We start from the raw sequence: 18,128 nt of genomic DNA on the forward strand, positions 1-18,128 counted from the left end.
AATAAAAAAAGGTAGAATAATGTTTTATTTATTAAAACAATCCTACCTAATATAATGATTCTACTGTGATTTATCTATTTTTGTTTATTTCCAGCTTCTTAAAATATTCTTTAGTTTCATAAGTTATGACACCGCTTAATCCAATAATACCAATAAGGTTAGGAATAGCCATTAATCCATTAACAATATCAGCTATTACCCATATCAAATCTAATTTAAGGAATGCACCAACAGCAACCAAACATATGAAAATCAATTTATAAGGCACAATACCTTTTACTCCGAAAAGATATTCTGTACATCTTTCTCCATAATAATTCCATCCTAATATTGTTGTAAAAGCAAAGAAAATAAGTCCAATAGTTAAAATGAATTCTCCTCCTGCTATAGGCAGACCTTGTTCAAATGCCAGATTAGTCATCTCTGCTCCTTCAAACTCAGACTTAAACGCACCTGTCATAACCAAAGATATACCTGTCATTGTACATATTATTATAGTATCAAAGAAAGTACCTGTCATAGAGATTAATCCTTGCTTGACACAAGAGTCAGTTTTGGCAGCAGCCGCTGCTATAGGAGCGGAACCAAGTCCTGATTCATTGGAAAATACTCCTCTTGATATACCGTTTTGTATTGCTTTCTTCACTGTTGCACCCAAAAAGCCACCCATTGCAGCCACAGGCGTAAAAGCACTCTTAATGATTAGTGAAACCGCATCAGGTACCGCCTGTATATTAAATACGATTATTGAAAGAGATGCAACGATGTATAGAACAGCCATAAAAGGAACAACAAATTCACATACACCAGATATGCTTTTGATTCCACCTAGAGTAACAAGAGTTACAAGTATAGTTAATATTACAGCCGTTACTGCTATAGGTACATTAAATGTTAACTTTACAGCAGTAGTTATAGAATTGATCTGTGTAAAAGTACCTATACCGAAAAAAGCAACTCCAATACCGAATATAGCAAACATCTTAGCTAGAAATTTACTCCCGAGTCCTTTTTCTATGTAATACATAGGTCCACCAGACATTTGACCATTTTTATCTACCACTCTGTATTTAACAGCTAATAAAGATTCCGAGTATTTAGTAGCCATACCAAAAAAAGCAGCAATCCACATCCAGAAAAGTGCTCCTGGTCCACCTGCTTTCATTGCAGTGGCGACACCAACAATATTACCAGTACCTATTGTTGCAGCTAAAGCAGTACACAGAGCCGCAAAACTTGAAATATCTCCTTTGGCTTTATTGTCCTTATCCTTTTTAAATAAATATTTTAAAGCAAGAGGCAACTTGAAAATCTGTATAAGTCGTAGTCTAATAGTTAGGTAAATTCCTGTTCCAACTAGTAATATAAGTAATGGTGGTCCCCATACCACATCATCAATTTTTTTAAATATCTCAATCATCGTATCCATCCATATTATCCTCCGTCCATATAATTTATGTCTTGATATAGTAAAATATAGTTGTTTCTTCTATCTTTTTATTTTGCAAACCTATAACCCTTCAATTAATTGTACTAAATAAAAGGTTAGAAAGTTGAGCTAATAAAAAAATAAGCTGTACCATTATGGATCTACCTATTGACTAGTCATAACTTTCAATAACCTATTGAAATTTCTTTAGAATAGATTTCTAAAAATAAATGACTAATAAATAAGTAAATGCATCATAGGACAGCAAAAATAAATAAATATCAAAAAAGTCAAATCATATGATTTGACCTCTGGTTTGTAAATATATTCTATAATGAATATATCCTCTGTCCTTTTACCTGAGAGTTTCACTAATTGTATCAATTAGTTTTCCCCTTCGGTGCTCTTTTAGAGTCTCTCCAGAGGTTCGTCCAAATGCGGTTGATTAACTTCCGCAATCTTCATCCGAACATATTAAATTTTTCGTACTAGTATATTATAACAGTATTTATGAATTTGTAAATAATTAATTTTTAACAATTATTTCATTAACTAACTATTAGTTTTTATATATGTCATTAATATCTGTACACAAACAGCCAATACGAAAGAACATACTGCTGTTACTGGTTTGATGAAAGATCCTTTTATATTAATTGTTTTGCCATTCTTTTCAGCTCTTACTACTAACATTATAATTACCGCATTAATTAGGTTATTTATTATTAAGAAATTAAGTATGTATTCTTTTGGTCCTTTTTCAATCATTCTTGCTGGAATATTAATATTATATAGTATTACTGCATCTATAAAATATATAATTCTCCAAGAAAAACCTGTTATAAGTGCACTAGTAAATCCTATCTCCCTATTTTTCTTAACACTCCATGATACTAAAGCCATAACACTAAGTCCTTCAAGAACTATTGCAAATGCTGGATTAATAACTTTCACAGGATGAGAAATAGGCATAAATAAATTGACTAATTTTATAGTACCCGCTATCAAGCTTGAATAAAAAATTACAGAAACATTGTTGCTCTGCTTATACGCCTTACGCAAAATAACATATCCTATGGGAAACATAATGCATCCACTTATACCAATGGTACTTAAATTCAACAAGTATCCTAGCGTCGCTTCAGCAATACCCCATATTCCTCCAAAAAATAAAGCATAGATTAATGTGCTTTTTGCTCGGCTTTTCATAATTAACACCCTCCAATAATTCATAATATAATACTAATTATAACACTTATATGTATATTATTCAATTTTTCAAATATACTAAATATATTAATTGTTTTGTTTTGAAATTACATTATTTTATTAATTTTAATATTATATATGCTTTTTTTAATAAATAAATCTATCAATACTACAAAAAAATATATACTATACCCATTAATTTTTATACTTATATCGTATACATATTACGTAATATACTATATAATGTAGATTATTATTTAACTCTATTCGGTATGTGAAAGGAATGTATTATTTATGAACAAACTCGATTTTATATATAATAGACATAGTGTGAGAAAATTTACTGATGAAAAAGTTGATATGGAAGATTTAAAGAATATATTGGATGCTTCTACACATTGTCCTTCTGCAAAGAATGTTCAGAATTGGCATTTTGTCATTGTTAAGAATATAGCTAAAATAAAAGAAATGGCAAAAGCTATAGAAAATAAGAACAAACTAATAGCTGATAAATTACAAGATGAACAACAAAAAGTTAGTTTTACTAAATTTGTTAGATTCGCTACTCTTTTTCAGAATGCTCCTGTTGTAATACTTGTATATGCAAGTTCGTATAAACCTAATGGTCTTGATGAATTAAGAGAAGCAAATGTATCGGAACAAGAAATTTACAATTTAATAGATATGTCACCTCAAATGCAAAGTATAGGTGCATTAATTGAAAATCTATCACTAGCTGCTACAGCAATGGGATATGGAACTTGCTGGATGACAAGCGGTAATTATGCGGCAAAAGAAATTTCTGATGCAATTGATTTCCAAAAAGAAGGATTCTCCCTTGCAGCTATTGTTCCTATTGGAGTACCTAGTCTTCCAATTAAAAGTCCAAGAAGAAAACCTGTTGAAGAGGTTCTATCAATAATTGAATAAAACAAATAAATAATTATCATCATATTTTCCCCTCGTATTAGACAGATGAATAGTTGTCTGTCTATTAAACGAAGGGACATAGATTTTAGTCTAACGTTCAATATTATTATCTACACCATATACTTCACTATACAATTTATCCCTGACATTAAAAAATTCCTCTTCGCTAATTGCCAAAGGATAGGACATAATCAATAAAGGTACACTTTTTTTGTTATCATCAAATGCAGGTTGATAATATTCATAGTCGTTAAGATTAAATCCTTTTTTTGAATAGAATTCTATTCTTTTCTCAGCTTCATGTGTGTTTGGTTGTTCAACTTCTAGTATTATATTATTTTGTTCATACTTATCTTGTATCTGTTGCACTAATTTACTTCCAAGGCCCATGCCCCTGTATCTCTTATGGACTGCTAAGTGATCTATGTATATAAAATCATATAAATTCCACGAAGTATAGAACCCAATAATCTTATTATCATCATAATAGGGATTAACACTATATTTGCTATCTTTCATAATTTCCATCTGTTGCTTAAGTGTTCTTTGTTCATCTATAGGAAATGATTCACAATATATATCCCATATCATCTCAAATTCCTTCATCTAATATCTCTCCTAACAACATTTACAAACAACTATATTTCAAACACTAAAATTAATGGTACCATCTAAGATGATACCATATAATACATTCTTTCTCCAGCTATTTATTAAATCAACTCTCCCCTTCATCATCCTGTGCAATTCAAATAATTAACCTGTATGATGAAAATTCCTACTAACTTCTTATTATAAAGTCTTCTACCATTGATTACACCTTCAATAAAGGTAAGTGAATCATATTATAATGATTATTCTTTTATTATAGGAATCCATATTTCAGTTACGAAATCCTCCCTACTTGTATCTCTACCACAATATACTTCAAACTCTGGTAAGTCAGCATGTTGAAAACTAGTTGATGGAAACCATTCAGAGAAAATACGTTTCCAAGTATCCTGTAACTTATTTCCAAGTGGACCTCTTACTTCAAAGACAGCCCAATCTGCTTCTGGTACAGTGTGAAAATCATAACCTTCTACCTTTTCATCACTAAAAATACCTATTACATAATCAAAACTTTCTCCCGTATGAGGATTCATAGGCATACATACTCCTAGAGACCTCTCGTCTTTTGCATGCAAAAACATTTCTTGTAATTTTCCATTAGCACAAACTTCTGTCCAGAATTTAGGTATGTTAATAAAATTAGCACCATTTTGTGTTGAGAAATTTCTAGTAATACCACTGAAGCTAAAAGATTTCTTTCTTTCAATCCTGTAATCCATAGGTACATCTCCTTTTAAATTTATTTGGATAACTAATTTAGGAAATGCTTTAATGTTAGGCTTATTCTTCTTGACATAAGAAGGATTGGCACCATGTAATTTCTTAAAAGCTCTGGAAAATGCTTCTGAAGATTCATAACCATATTTCATCGCCAGATCAATGACTTTGATATTAGTTGTAGTAATTTCCATAGCAGCCATAGAAAGTCTTCTGTTTCTGATATATTCTTGTACAGTGAATCCTGTAAGCATGTAAAACATTCTCTGATAATGATACGGTGAGGCCATTGCAGTTTTTGCAATATCCTCTATATTCAGTGACCCTGTCAGATTATCTTCCATATAATCAATAGAATCTGCTAGTGCTTTGACCCAATTCATAAAATCATCTCCTACATATTATTATAGTTATTTCCATATGAATTACATGATTTATTGTGCTGTCTAATGTCAGTTATCTTATTAGATTGTTACCTCTTCTATCTTTCATTCTACAAACCAAAGCTATAACCCTTTATCTAACTGGATTAGATAGGAATCACTTACCTTGAAAAATTGTTCAATCCACTTATAATATTCTTTACTAATTGATTTCTCACATTATTGTAGTATTATACTCTTCTCTTCTTACTTCTCCATCATCATTTATTATGCTGATAACTAACTTATTATCTTCAATATAGAAGCTGATATAACTAACGTTTGAATCTACATCTAATTTTATATCTGAGAGCTTGTCTTTTTCAATATCATACAAATATATAGTATCCAATATTTCCAATCTACTTTCTTTTTTTTCTTTTGTAAAAGCTATTATATTGTTCTTACATACATGGTTAGATACGTTTTCAGCTATAATTTTCTTATCGTTATCAACCTTGACTATATTATTATCAATATCTACATATATTACTGATATATCAGTAACATCATCTGCTGAAACAGCAATTATATCTTCATAATTCATGTGTGTTATATCATTGCATATAGATTTTGTAGTGTTATCTCTATTATCTAGCATAAATAGATCATTATTATCTTTAAAAATTATGTAATTGTCGTATGTAGCTCTATAACTTGTAGCAAAGGTACCTGTACTAATTTTATCAGTATTTATTCCATTAGAGAAATCCATAGCCACTAAACTTTCATCTTGTTCCTGATAGTATACATAATTACCCATTGCATATAGTAATTTACCTGATTCTATAAGAGTTTCATTCTCTGGCTTTTCTAAGTCTATAATTGTTATTCCTGTGTGCTTTCCATCTTCCTGTTCTATATCATTATTATTGCCTATGACACAATATCTATTGTTGATAACATAGAAATCCAGTGGATCACTGAGTGGTTCATATTCATGATAATATCTATAAAATTCTTCAACACTTAGGGATTCCAGGTCTATCTTATATATTATTGAATTACTATTGCTGATATAAAAAGCATCATCAATAACTGCAGTACAATTACTTTCATAGAACTTATATATTACACTTTTTATATCTTTTTCTTTCTTATCATAAATATATACTGCATCTGAAACTTCTTCATAAGCAGATAAAGTAACAGAATAGACAATACTATTTTCATCTTCATACATTATCTTATCAGGTTTCTTGTATTCTGTATCCAACTTATATATTTCCGTACAAGCAGCCCCAGCAGATCCTATATATAGATTATTGTCATGATAGAATAATATTGTAAGCCACGCCAACGGCGCATTATTAATAAAATCTTTTTGTCCATCCTTCACTTTGTATATTAATTTATCTTTTATATAATATAATATATCCGAATCATCTGTCATGATATCTATCTGTTCATCTATAGTCTTAATATCCTTAGTTGATTTATTCATACATTTTAATACTGAATTATATGCAGTATTATAATAAATGTTATTATCAGTAACATTATAATCAGAAACTATAGTCTTATCAATTAAGTTGTTTTTACCATCTGCATAACAATAAAATCCCAATTCGTCATCATACCTTGTATAGTATACTTCTCCATCATGTGCTTTGATATATGATACAGGGTAATCACTGGTATATATTTCTTTATTGTTTTTCATATCCATAATAACTAAATGATTATCAGCTTTTCTTATGTAAGCTATTACCTTATTAGAAAATGTGAATTCAGTATATTCCTCTTCTATTTTGTCTTTGATTCTATTGATGTCTGATTCTAAATAAGTTCTGTTATCCTTAACTATATAAGGATTCTTATAGTCCGCATCATTTTTCTGTACTCCATCTAAGAAGTAAGAATCCTCAGATGACTTAATCATTGAATAATTACCCTCATACATTTTATCGTCTTCTAATCTTAATGAATTCTCTGTACGATCAGACAATTTATTTATTGCACTTTCATTCCAATTGAGTATTTCAATGACGTCTAATGAATTCTTATCTAGTTTGATAACATTGTTTTCAACAGTCAATATATATATATAATCATTAATCATTATATCTTCAACTGATTTAAAATCTGTAACTTTCATATAGTTATCATTACTTATTGAATATAAAGATACTGTAGGATCTTCTGAAAACTTAACTAGAATTCTATTATCGCTTTCGTTTTGTTTATTATAGGGTTGTTCCTTCAATTTAATGATTTTATTCTCATCGAAATCATATTTACTTAAACCAGTTTCCTCTAATATGTAAAGATCTTTATTTTCGCTTATTTCTATGTTACTCTTATATTCATTATCTATATCATACACCTTATTCAACTCTTCAGTTCCAATATCATATTTATATACATAACCATTATCGTTTCCACGGTCATATACCTTAATATACACGATATTATCTCTGTAAACTACTTTATTAAGATCGAAATCCTCTATTAGTAGTTTTTTATCTTTACTGTCAAGATTTTGTATGTATATACCCTCATTACCAATAAAAAGATTATTACCTGCATATCTAATTGTATATCGCGTGTTTTCATCGCTATCAAAATGTTCTATCAATGATATATCAAATGTATCTCCGTCTAATAGGTATAAATTATTATCTGAAATGAAGTAGTTTTCTTTCTCCATTTCTTTAATATTCGTATTTAATAGTTTTACGTCTTGGTCATCAATTACTTTACATTCTTTAGTTTTCTTATTCAATAGATACAAATTCAATAGATATTTTTCGTCTTTATGAGTGAACAACATATAGTCTGAATACTTGTTGTCAGTTTCTGTTTGTTCTTGGTTATCAACTTCTACTTTACCTTTGATTTCACCATCAGTACTTTGTTCAGTTGATTTTGTCTCACTTGTTTTGCTCTTACAGCTTATTAAGACCATACTGATGATTATTGTTAAAATTATACTTACTTTCATATACTTTTTATACATTTTGTTTCTCCTTATAATATATAACCGCTAACAGTAGCTCAATATATTTTTACCTTATCAATATTTACTAGTATCTATACTATTGATTTGATATTTACATTGTCATTAATTACCTCCCTAAAAATTTCAATAGTAAATATATTAACACTTAAGTATTAAGAATATACATCTTTTATATTACAACTTTGTAACATAAACAGTATTTTTTAATACAAAAATATCCTTAAATCAATGATACAAATATAGTTTTATGCTGTTTTTCAATATTCTACTTTATATATTCTAATAAAATATTTATTGTAGCACTTCTTTTTCACATTTAATCTATTGCTGGTAAATAGCTAATCTTGTATTAATTTCCCCTCAGGCGAAAAATAATATTTTACTTTTTCTCTATTAGGATTGGATAATTTTACAACTACTTTATTATCCAATATATAATAATCAAAATTATAGTCATCAGGTATATCTACATCTATGATTGATAACGTCTCCTTATTTATATCATAAGTATATATCTCATTTTTCCCATCTTCATTTTTCTTGTGGAATATCAATATATCATTTTTCAATCTATAATTATGTATGTTCTCACCTAGTATAGATTTGCCTTTATCAAATTTAATTAAATTGTGGTTGTAATCTAGATATATCAAAACCAAATCAGTATTGTCTCTTGATGATACGCTTACTATATCATGATAGTTACCATCACAAACAACTTCTGATATGTTGTTTGTGTTATCTACCATAATTAAATCATTATATCCTTGAAAGAAAATATACTGATTATAAGTTGCTCTGTAATCTGTGATATGATTGCATACTACATTCCCTTTTGTATTGATTCCATTACTCAAATCAAGAGTCATCAACGTATCTTCTTCATCTCTGTAATAAGCATAATCCCCTTGTGCATATAATAACTCTACATCTTCCATGCACTTTACGTTTACAGTATCTTGTAAGTCAAGGATTGTTATACCTTTTAATTCATCTATACCTGCGTTATTGCAATCCCCTATTACACAATATCTTTCATTTATAATGAAAAATTTTATTGATTCACCATAATCGTAGTAATTATCGGTTCTATAGATTTCTTGCAAATCCAAAGTTTCTAAGTCTATTTTATATATAGTTTTATCACTACCACTGATAAAAACTGCATCCTTAATGATTGATGTATTAGTCTTATCATAGGAATATATTATATCTTTAATCTGTTTATCTTCTTTATCATATACATATACCCCATAAGAAGCTTCTCTATAATATACAGGAACAGGATAGATTATGGTTCTATCATCTTCATATATAGTGCAGTATGGTTTTTTATAATCAATATCATATGAATTGATATTGATATCATCTATTGTAATACCAAAATACCCAGTAAATATATTATTCTCATGCAGAAATAGATATGATATAAAATCAGATGGTAAAATATTGATTAATTCCTTATTATCTTCATGGTCCTTTCTTTTATAGAGCATATCATCTATTACAAAATAAAACGTATCAGAATTACTGACCATATATGATATTTTTTCGTTAATATCTTTCAAACCTTCATCATTACTTCTGTATGTTGTAAGGAACTTTATATCCTCATTCATCTCAGTTTGTTTGTTCTTACATCTTAATTCATTATTGTATATGGTATTATAATATATATTTTCATTGGTAATTACATAATCTGAGACGATAGTTTTATCAATCAATGTGTTTTCCCCATCATAATAGTAGTAAAAACCAGATTCATTGATATACCTTATATAATAAACCTCATTATCAAATACCTGTATGTTAGAAACTGGGTAATCACTAGTATATATTTTTTCATTAGTCTTCCTATCAAGTATAACCAAATGCTTATCATTCTTTGTTGTATATGCTATCAGTTCATCAGAAAAAGAATATTCATTAAATTCTTCTTTTATACTCTCTTCTATCTCATTAATATCTGATTGTAAGTAAGTCTTTTTATCTTTAACAACGTATGGATTACCTATATTGGTCTCATGTTCCCCATTTTCAATATAATAGTAATGAGTTGATCCATTTTGTTCTTCTTGGTCTTCAGCCATACTATCAGTCAAAAACTGGTCATTGAAATATACATTGTCATCTTCTATTTTAATCAATTCATTCTGATTATTATAATTATTGCTTGTTATATGGTTCAGATATAGAACATCTGTAAGTTCTAATGTATTGGTATCCAACTCAACGATATCCGTATCGTTAGTCATTAAATATATACCATTATCAATTGATGCAGCAGATATTAATTCTCTATCTACTATCTTTCTGAAACTATCTTCATAAGTAACATATAATGAATTATCAAGGTAAATGATAGTACCATCACAATCATCCGAAGTATCATTTTTATCTTCCTTCAATTGTAATATTCTATTACTTGATATATCATATTTTGTTATTATTGAATCTTTTTCATCTACTTGAAGTTCCATAACATATATGTTTCTATTATCATCTATCGCCATTTTACAATAAGAATCTTTCAAGTCATATATTTTATCCATCTTTTCAGCTTCCATATCGTATTTATAGATATAATAGCTGTTCACATCTCTAATTTTCATGTACACTAATCCATCTTTATACACTATATCTACGAATTCCATATTGCTTAACAACATTTTCTGCTTATGATTTTCAATGTTTTTAAGATAGATATTACCTTCAACATTAATAAAAATATTATTGGTTGCATATTCTCCATGTTCATATTCCATTACATTGGTGATTTTGAATGTATCTCCATCCAAAGCTAATAGATTACCATTTGCCAAGAAATAATTGGTTTTTTCTAATTTTTTTAAGGTATAACTAACACTTCCCATAATACTTACTACATTATCATATATCTTACTGCACTCTTTGCTTTTCTTGTTCAGTAAGTATAGACTACGATTATCTTTATTGTTAATGAATAACAAAAAGTCATCATACTCACTTTCCCGATTATCTGTTACAACTTCTGTTGTTACATCAGTTCCTAAATCTGATGGTTTTTTATTCACTTCTACCTGTGTTGTATTAGTCTTGCTATTACAACTTATTAAAGTCAAACTAACAGTTATTATCATAATAATAATTAACTTCATATACCTTTTCTTAGTAGTAATTACATTTGAATATGTTTCAACCACAATACTCTCTCCTTAGTTTTTATTGAACTCCCCATTATAAAAATCCATAACAATGTTAACATATAATTATTTAATTTTGTAATCATATATTTTAAATTTCTATTATTTAATTATTAAGTTTTATATTATTTATTACATATTTATTCTAATTATACTAAAATAACATATCTGGTCTATAAAGTTCCATATTAAAATTATATCAACTAATTATTCACATTGATTCAGCTCTATCATATATTTTTTTAATCTCATCTTTATTGATTACCAAGTTAAGTATATATGCAATAATTATTATTCCAGGTATATCAATAAGTAATCTTGTAACAGCAAATTTAGCACCAAGTGCTGATAGTTCAAATAAAAACATAGGTATCTTAGTGGTAGACCATGCCCCTATGAATATAAGTATATTGCTAAACTTAACACCTTTTTTCATGAATACAGCTGCAACAGGAAATGCACCATATAGAGGTCCTGCTGCTGCCGAACCAAGTATAATAGCTAGAACTATCCCTTTTATGCCTGATTTATCTCCCATATATTTCATCATAGTTTCTTTTGGAACCCATACATCAAGTAATCCCAATAGAACAAATACAGGAGGTATGACAAGTAGCATTTCTTTTAGATTACTACCAGTAATATTAACAGCCTTAAGTCCTATTTCTCTGGAAAATATTAATAATAATATGATTATAACAACAACAATGAATGCAAAAGCATATCTCTTTAAATTCTTCATAGGGAAATAACCACCTTTCCTATTATATATGCGACTACGAAACAGAATAAAAATGATAATATATTTCTTATTATAGTAAGTCTCTTACCAAAATATTTCATTTCAACAGGCGCAGTAATTACTCCAACCATCATAAGAGCAGATATAAAAGCTCCTATTTGCATATATCCTGCTCCACTATCCAATAACATAGCAGCAGTAGGGAAAGCTACGAATCCAGGAATTAAGGTGACAGCTCCTATAACAGCTGATACAACTACTCCCAGCCATCCAGAACTAGAACCTATTATCTTAGATATGAAATCAGCGTCAAAAACCGCCAACAGTATCCCAACAAATAATATTATCCCTAGAAACTCAGGCAATATATTATTGAACGACTTCCATGCTTTTTTCAGTGCTTTTTTAGTTTTCTTTTTGTCATTTCTATAAGATATAATCAACAAGACAATAGTTACAATATACATTATATAACTGGACATACCTTAATCCCCCTACCTATCATTCTTCTTATATTTTTCAAACTTAAGCATATTTCCATCTATCATATCCATATAATCTTTTCTTACTATAATCCATCCATGCTTTTCATAAAATTCTACAGTAGGTATATTACCTTCAAATGTCTGGAGTGTTATAGTATCATATTTTGTAAACATCCTTTTCTCCGCAAGTTCAAGTAATGAACTCCCTATTCCAAGCCCTTGATGACTATGTTTTACCATGAGAAGATGTAATAAATCATCAATCACAACCACTATTCCTAATATATTTCCATCATGTTCAGCAACTACCATATTATCAATATCATCTTCTATTTCTTTGTCAGATTGTCCACTGTCAACATAGTTTTTAGTGATATCTATCCCCATGAAACGAGTATAATTGTTGATAACTACTTCCCCTGCAAGTTTTTTTATCTCTTGTAAATCTGTAGTAACTGCCACTCTATACTTAATTAATGAAATATCTAATGCCATAGTTTATATCTCCTCTACTTATTATGAATCAATATTGGTTAATACATATCTCTTATTGTTTTCTTTCATTATACTAAAAATCAACAATTTTTCATATACCTATTCTATCTATTCATATCTACCTACTTGACATGAAAATCAATTATTATTATATTGATAGTGTAAGAATAAATATTTTCTAATAATAGTTGACTATAAAACGCAAAATACTATTTTAAGTAAATTAAACATCCATATAAGGGGTAAATTAAATGTATAGAATATTAATAATTGAAGACGATATTAAAATTAGACAGGAACTGTGCAAGTTATTAGGAAATTATGGTTATGAACCTAAGTACATTAAAGATTTTAGAAATATACTTGAAGAATGTCTTGACTTAAAAGCTGACTTGATCCTTCTTGATATCAATCTCCCTTATTATGACGGATTTTACATTTGTAGAGAAATAAGGAAACAATCTGATGTACCAATTATAGTTGTCACCAGTCGAAATACAGATATGGATGAGCTTATGTCACTTAATCTAGGCGCAGATGATTTTATCAATAAACCATATAATTCAAATATACTTATAGCTCATATAACTGCTATTCTTAAAAGGACAACTGTAAAGAATAATACTCAAACCCTACATCACAAGGATTTGATACTTAATATTTCTAATAGTACTGCTATCTATAAGAATAGCAAAACAGAATTAACCAAAAATGAATTAAATATATTATCCTTATTAATTAGAAATAAAGAAACCATAGTAAGCAGAGATGAAATAATAAATGAATTATGGCAATCAGATGAATTTATAGATGATAACACTTTAACTGTCAATGTTAATAGATTAAGGAAAAAGCTCGAAATCATAGGATTAACAAATTTCATTGAAACCAAGAGAGGTCAAGGTTATATAATATGAAAATACCTACATTCATCAAAAATAAAATATGGTCTATAATCACACATCTTTTTTTGATAACATTCATAAGTGTTATGCTTTCCATATTTGATGTCAATAAATCAATAATTATTTTCATATGCATACTAATAATTATTACAGAGATAGTAATTCTCTTAATAGAATATATACCCAAACGTATTTATTATAATAAACTTAATAAAATTCTAAATAATCTAGATAAAAAATTTTTCATTCACGAATTAATAGATGAACCCTCTTTCCAAGAGGGTATCATATTACATGACGTCATCTATCAAGCTGCTAAATCTATGAATGATGAAATAGCTAAATATAAGATATCACAAAATGAGTATAAAGAATATATCGAAACTTGGATACATGAAATAAAGACTCCTATCTTCTGTATTGATCTTATATGTGAAAATAACAAGAATAAAATGACTGAAAGTATATCAGAGGAAATCAATAAAATAAACTATTTCGTTGAACAGGCTCTATACTATGCTAGAAGTACGACACTAGAAAAAGATTACGTCATCTCTAATACCAACCTAAAAGAAACTATTAAAAAATTAGTAAAAGCTCACGCTAAAGAACTTATAAAATATAAAGCAGAAATTAAATTTGACAATTTAGATAAAAATGTTTACTGTGATTCTAAATGGACCTCTTTTATCTTAGGACAGATAATAACCAATAGTATAAAATATAGGAAAGAAACACTAACAATAACTTTTTCATCAATCGAAAACCCTAATAACATTATACTTATCATTCGTGATAATGGCATAGGGATTCCTAAGAAAGATATTGGAAGAGTTTTTAATAAAGGATTTACTGGTGAAAATGGAAGAATATATGCTAAATCAACTGGTATAGGATTGTATCTATGTAAAAATCTTTGCAATAAAATGGGACTTTCATTAGAAATAGAATCTCAAGTAGATAAAGGCACTATAGTGAGAATAATATTCCCAAAGGATAAGACAATTCTATTTGAGTCATAATATAATTACTCATTTTTGTTTGTTACATAATTGTAAGCTATATGTAAGCCTATTCTAAGGTAGATAAGTGATATATTCTATATAGTAACTATATATCTTTATATAATATTAATAATGCAGAAAATAGAATCAATATATTACATGCCATACTACATTTATAATGTAATGCTGAATCCATGATAATGATACATCATAAAAAGGAGAATACTGTGAGAACAATCCTAAGAGTTGAAAATATAGAAAAATACTACGGAAATAAAGGTAATGTGACTCATGCTATCAACAATATAAGTTTTGAAGTACAAGAAGGAGAATACATCGGTATAATGGGAGCATCAGGAAGTGGTAAAACTACTCTTCTTAATTGTATATCAACAATAGATACTGTCACTTCCGGTAAAATATTTATAGAGGATAAAGATATCACAACACTCAATTCAAAACAAGTATCTACGTTCAGACGTAAGAATCTAGGATTCATATTTCAGGATTTCAACCTTCTTGATACACTTACTGGATATGAAAATATTGCAATAGCTTTAACAATAATGAAAGAAAATCCTAAAAAGATTAATGGCATGATTAAAGATATTTCCAACAAATTAAGTATTACAGAAATACTTAATAAATATCCTTATCAGATGTCAGGAGGACAGAAACAACGAGTAGCTAGTGCAAGAGCTATAGTTACCAACCCTTCCTTAGTTCTAGCTGATGAACCTACAGGTTCACTTGACAGTAAATCTTCAAAAATGTTGCTAGACAGTCTTGATAAGTTGAATAATGAGTTAAATACTACTATCCTTATGGTGACACATGATGTCTTTACTGCCAGTTATTGTAATAGAATTCTATTTATAAAAGATGGTAAGATATTCAATGAAATAATTAAAGGTGATGATTCCAGAAAAGACTTTTTTGATAGGATTATCGAGATCATATCCTTACTTGGAGGCGATACTGACAATGTTTATTAAGCTCTCATATAAAAATGCATCCCGGAGTATAAAAGATTATGGTATCTATTTCCTGACTCTAGTATTCGGGGTATGTATATTCTATATGTTTAATTCTATAGATGCCCAAAAAGGAATAATGGCTCTTACTCAAACTGAGAATCAAGCAATAAAATCCTTGACATCAATATTAGATATCATATCTTTTTTTATTTCTATAGTATTAGGTTTTCTGATTGTTTATGCTAATGGATATCTTATAAAAAGGCGTAAAAAAGAATTAGGAATCTACCTGACTCTCGGAATGGAGAAACGTCAAATATCAATGATACTTGTATTTGAAACTATTGTACTGGCAATAGTTGCATTATTGGTAGGTCTGACTATTGGAATATTAGGCTCTCATATAATGTCAATATTTACAGCAAAAATGTTTGAAGTCAATATGGCTTCTTTCAAGTTCATATTTTCACCTAATGCTGCTCTTAAGAGTGTTATCTATTTTTCTGTAATATTTGTTGTAGTAACATTGTTTAATACTATTACCGTATCCAAATGTAGATTAATTGATTTATTATATGCCAATAAAAAGAATCAAGAATTAAGATTGAGGAATACTTCAAAATCAATATTTTTATTTATCATATCACTCATATGTCTTGCATCTGCTTACTACTTAATTCTTACAAACGGTATTATCAATATATCAACTGGATTCTTTTTAACATTACTATTAGGTATACTCGGAACATATTTGTTTTTCTTATCAATAGCATCTATATTAACTAAAACAATGATGAGAACTAAAAAACTGTATCTCAAAAACCTTAATATGTTTGTTGTCCGTCAGATAAGCAGTATGGTAAACACTAACGTAATTTCAATGACAATCGTTTGTATCACTTTATTGCTAGCAATCGGTACTCTTTCATCAGGAGTTAGTATGGCTAATTTTTTTTCATCAGACCTTACAAGTAAAACTCCTTTTGATATATCATTTTTCTATCATGATGATTTTGACATTAAAGAAGATAAATTAAGTCACGATCTAGAACAGTATACTGATATAAGCAAATATACTTCATCAATTAATATTTTTTCTACTTACAGTGATAAGAATCTATCATACGAAGATATAATAATAGATAAAACCATTCAGTTAACAGGATATTTCTATAGATACCCTGTAGATATAATTTCATTAAGCGATTATAATAAAAACGCTGAATCACAAGGTCATAAAACATTAAGTTTATCAAATGATGAATTTGCAGTTATTAATACATGGGATAAATTAGATAACAATTTTAAATTGATCGAAAATAACAATATCACTATAGATATAAATAAAAAAGATTTATACTTAAGCAAGATTATTAAAACTCAAATGTACAGCAATGATAGAGTTGTACTATCACCCACTTTAATTGTTAATGATAGTTTAGTAAAAAATATGATAAAAACCCAAATAACACTTAATGCTAATTTTAATAATAAAGAGGATGAAAACAACTTTTTGTCACAATACAGAAATTCACCTCACAGATATCCTTATTTTTCTAAGGATAATATATATACACAAGCTGTAGAAGGTAAAACAATTTCTGCATTTCTTGCAATTTATCTGGGATTTGTATTTCTAATAACTTGTGCAGCCATATTATCTATACAGCAATTATCACAATCAAGCGATAATAAATATAGATATGAGTTGTTAAAGAACTTAGGTACAGATGAAAACATGCTTAATAGAACATTGTTCTATCAGATATTAATATATTTCTTAATGCCTCTATCATTAGCTATCGTTCATTCCATTGTTGGACTTACAGCAGTCAATGCATTTATTATTGAATTCAGCAATGTAAATATTATTAGAAATATCGTAATCTCAGCATTATTCCTTATAATAATATACGGATCTTATTTTGTAGCAACATATATAGGAAGTAAAAATGTTATAAGAAGCAAGAAAATGATATGAGAAATAATTTATAATTGTCTTTACTAATATCATTAATTATTAATATATAAACAACACACCAATTAAAAGAAAACTC

14 protein-coding genes and 1 riboswitch are annotated in these 18,128 nt (G+C 28.2%); of the genes, 5 read left to right on the forward strand and 9 right to left on the reverse strand.

The features are described 5' to 3' along the window. Positions 1 to 70 precede the first annotated feature (70 nt). Together QMG30_RS03840 and QMG30_RS03845 are read right to left on the reverse strand one after the other, a co-directional pair. Positions 71 to 1,429, reverse strand: coding sequence for an alanine/glycine:cation symporter family protein (locus tag QMG30_RS03840; RefSeq protein WP_281812400.1), 1,359 nt, complete (start codon positions 1,427 to 1,429; stop codon positions 71 to 73). A gap of 337 nt (positions 1,430 to 1,766) precedes the next feature. Further along, positions 1,767 to 1,862: riboswitch (glycine riboswitch) on the reverse strand. Between the two features lie 119 nt (positions 1,863 to 1,981). Further along, positions 1,982 to 2,638: a hypothetical protein gene (locus QMG30_RS03845; RefSeq protein ID WP_281812402.1), complete on the reverse strand. Its 657-nt coding sequence runs from the start codon at positions 2,636 to 2,638 to the stop codon at positions 1,982 to 1,984. Between the two features lie 294 nt (positions 2,639 to 2,932). Between QMG30_RS03845 and QMG30_RS03850 the strand changes: the two genes are divergently transcribed. Next, entirely contained in the window at positions 2,933 to 3,568 is a 636-nt protein-coding gene (locus tag QMG30_RS03850; RefSeq protein WP_281812404.1) for a nitroreductase family protein, read from the forward strand. 90 nt (positions 3,569 to 3,658) lie between these two features. Here the strand turns inward: QMG30_RS03850 and QMG30_RS03855 are convergent, their stop codons facing one another. The 7 genes from QMG30_RS03855 to QMG30_RS03885 form a co-directional block, all read right to left on the reverse strand. After that, the gene (locus QMG30_RS03855; protein ID WP_281812406.1) at positions 3,659 to 4,174 is read right to left on the reverse strand and encodes a GNAT family N-acetyltransferase; all 516 of its coding nucleotides are present in this window, start codon (positions 4,172 to 4,174) and stop codon (positions 3,659 to 3,661) included. A gap of 248 nt (positions 4,175 to 4,422) precedes the next feature. Beyond that, positions 4,423 to 5,280, reverse strand: a complete 858-nt coding sequence (locus QMG30_RS03860) for an AraC family transcriptional regulator (RefSeq protein WP_281812408.1) — start codon at positions 5,278 to 5,280, stop codon at positions 4,423 to 4,425. A 214-nt stretch (positions 5,281 to 5,494) separates the two neighbouring features. Next, entirely contained in the window at positions 5,495 to 8,278 is a 2,784-nt protein-coding gene (locus QMG30_RS03865) for a hypothetical protein (protein ID WP_281812410.1), read from the reverse strand. A gap of 341 nt (positions 8,279 to 8,619) precedes the next feature. After that, positions 8,620 to 11,463, reverse strand: a complete 2,844-nt coding sequence (locus QMG30_RS03870) for a hypothetical protein (protein ID WP_281812412.1) — start codon at positions 11,461 to 11,463, stop codon at positions 8,620 to 8,622. Positions 11,464 to 11,674: 211 nt separating this feature from the next. Next, positions 11,675 to 12,205 (reverse strand): permease, encoded by a 531-nt coding sequence (locus QMG30_RS03875; protein WP_281812415.1) that lies wholly within the window; start codon positions 12,203 to 12,205, stop codon positions 11,675 to 11,677. Next, positions 12,202 to 12,687: a permease gene (locus QMG30_RS03880; RefSeq protein WP_281812417.1), complete on the reverse strand. Its 486-nt coding sequence runs from the start codon at positions 12,685 to 12,687 to the stop codon at positions 12,202 to 12,204. The genes QMG30_RS03875 and QMG30_RS03880 overlap by 4 nt, the downstream gene beginning before the upstream one ends. Before the next feature lie 12 nt (positions 12,688 to 12,699). Next, complete coding sequence (locus QMG30_RS03885; protein ID WP_281812419.1) at positions 12,700 to 13,185, reverse strand: GNAT family N-acetyltransferase; 486 nt, start codon at positions 13,183 to 13,185, stop codon at positions 12,700 to 12,702. A 251-nt stretch (positions 13,186 to 13,436) separates the two neighbouring features. On the opposite strand from QMG30_RS03885, the gene QMG30_RS03890 reads away from it, so the two are divergent. From QMG30_RS03890 to QMG30_RS03905, 4 genes are all read left to right on the forward strand, one after another. After that, the gene (locus QMG30_RS03890) at positions 13,437 to 14,102 is read left to right on the forward strand and encodes a response regulator transcription factor (RefSeq protein ID WP_281812421.1); all 666 of its coding nucleotides are present in this window, start codon (positions 13,437 to 13,439) and stop codon (positions 14,100 to 14,102) included. After that, positions 14,099 to 15,112 carry a sensor histidine kinase gene (locus QMG30_RS03895; RefSeq protein WP_281812423.1) on the forward strand — a complete coding sequence of 338 codons (1,014 nt, stop codon included), beginning with the start codon at positions 14,099 to 14,101 and terminating at the stop codon, positions 15,110 to 15,112. The genes QMG30_RS03890 and QMG30_RS03895 overlap by 4 nt, the downstream gene beginning before the upstream one ends. A gap of 209 nt (positions 15,113 to 15,321) precedes the next feature. After that, entirely contained in the window at positions 15,322 to 16,089 is a 768-nt protein-coding gene (locus QMG30_RS03900) for an ABC transporter ATP-binding protein (RefSeq protein WP_281812425.1), read from the forward strand. Beyond that, positions 16,079 to 18,052, forward strand: a complete 1,974-nt coding sequence (locus tag QMG30_RS03905) for an FtsX-like permease family protein (RefSeq protein WP_281812427.1) — start codon at positions 16,079 to 16,081, stop codon at positions 18,050 to 18,052. Before QMG30_RS03900 ends, QMG30_RS03905 begins: the two co-directional genes overlap by 11 nt. Positions 18,053 to 18,128: the final 76 nt, after the last annotated feature.

It is taken from the genome of Vallitalea longa (assembly GCF_027923465.1).
GTDB lineage: Bacteria > Bacillota > Clostridia > Lachnospirales > Vallitaleaceae > Vallitalea > Vallitalea longa.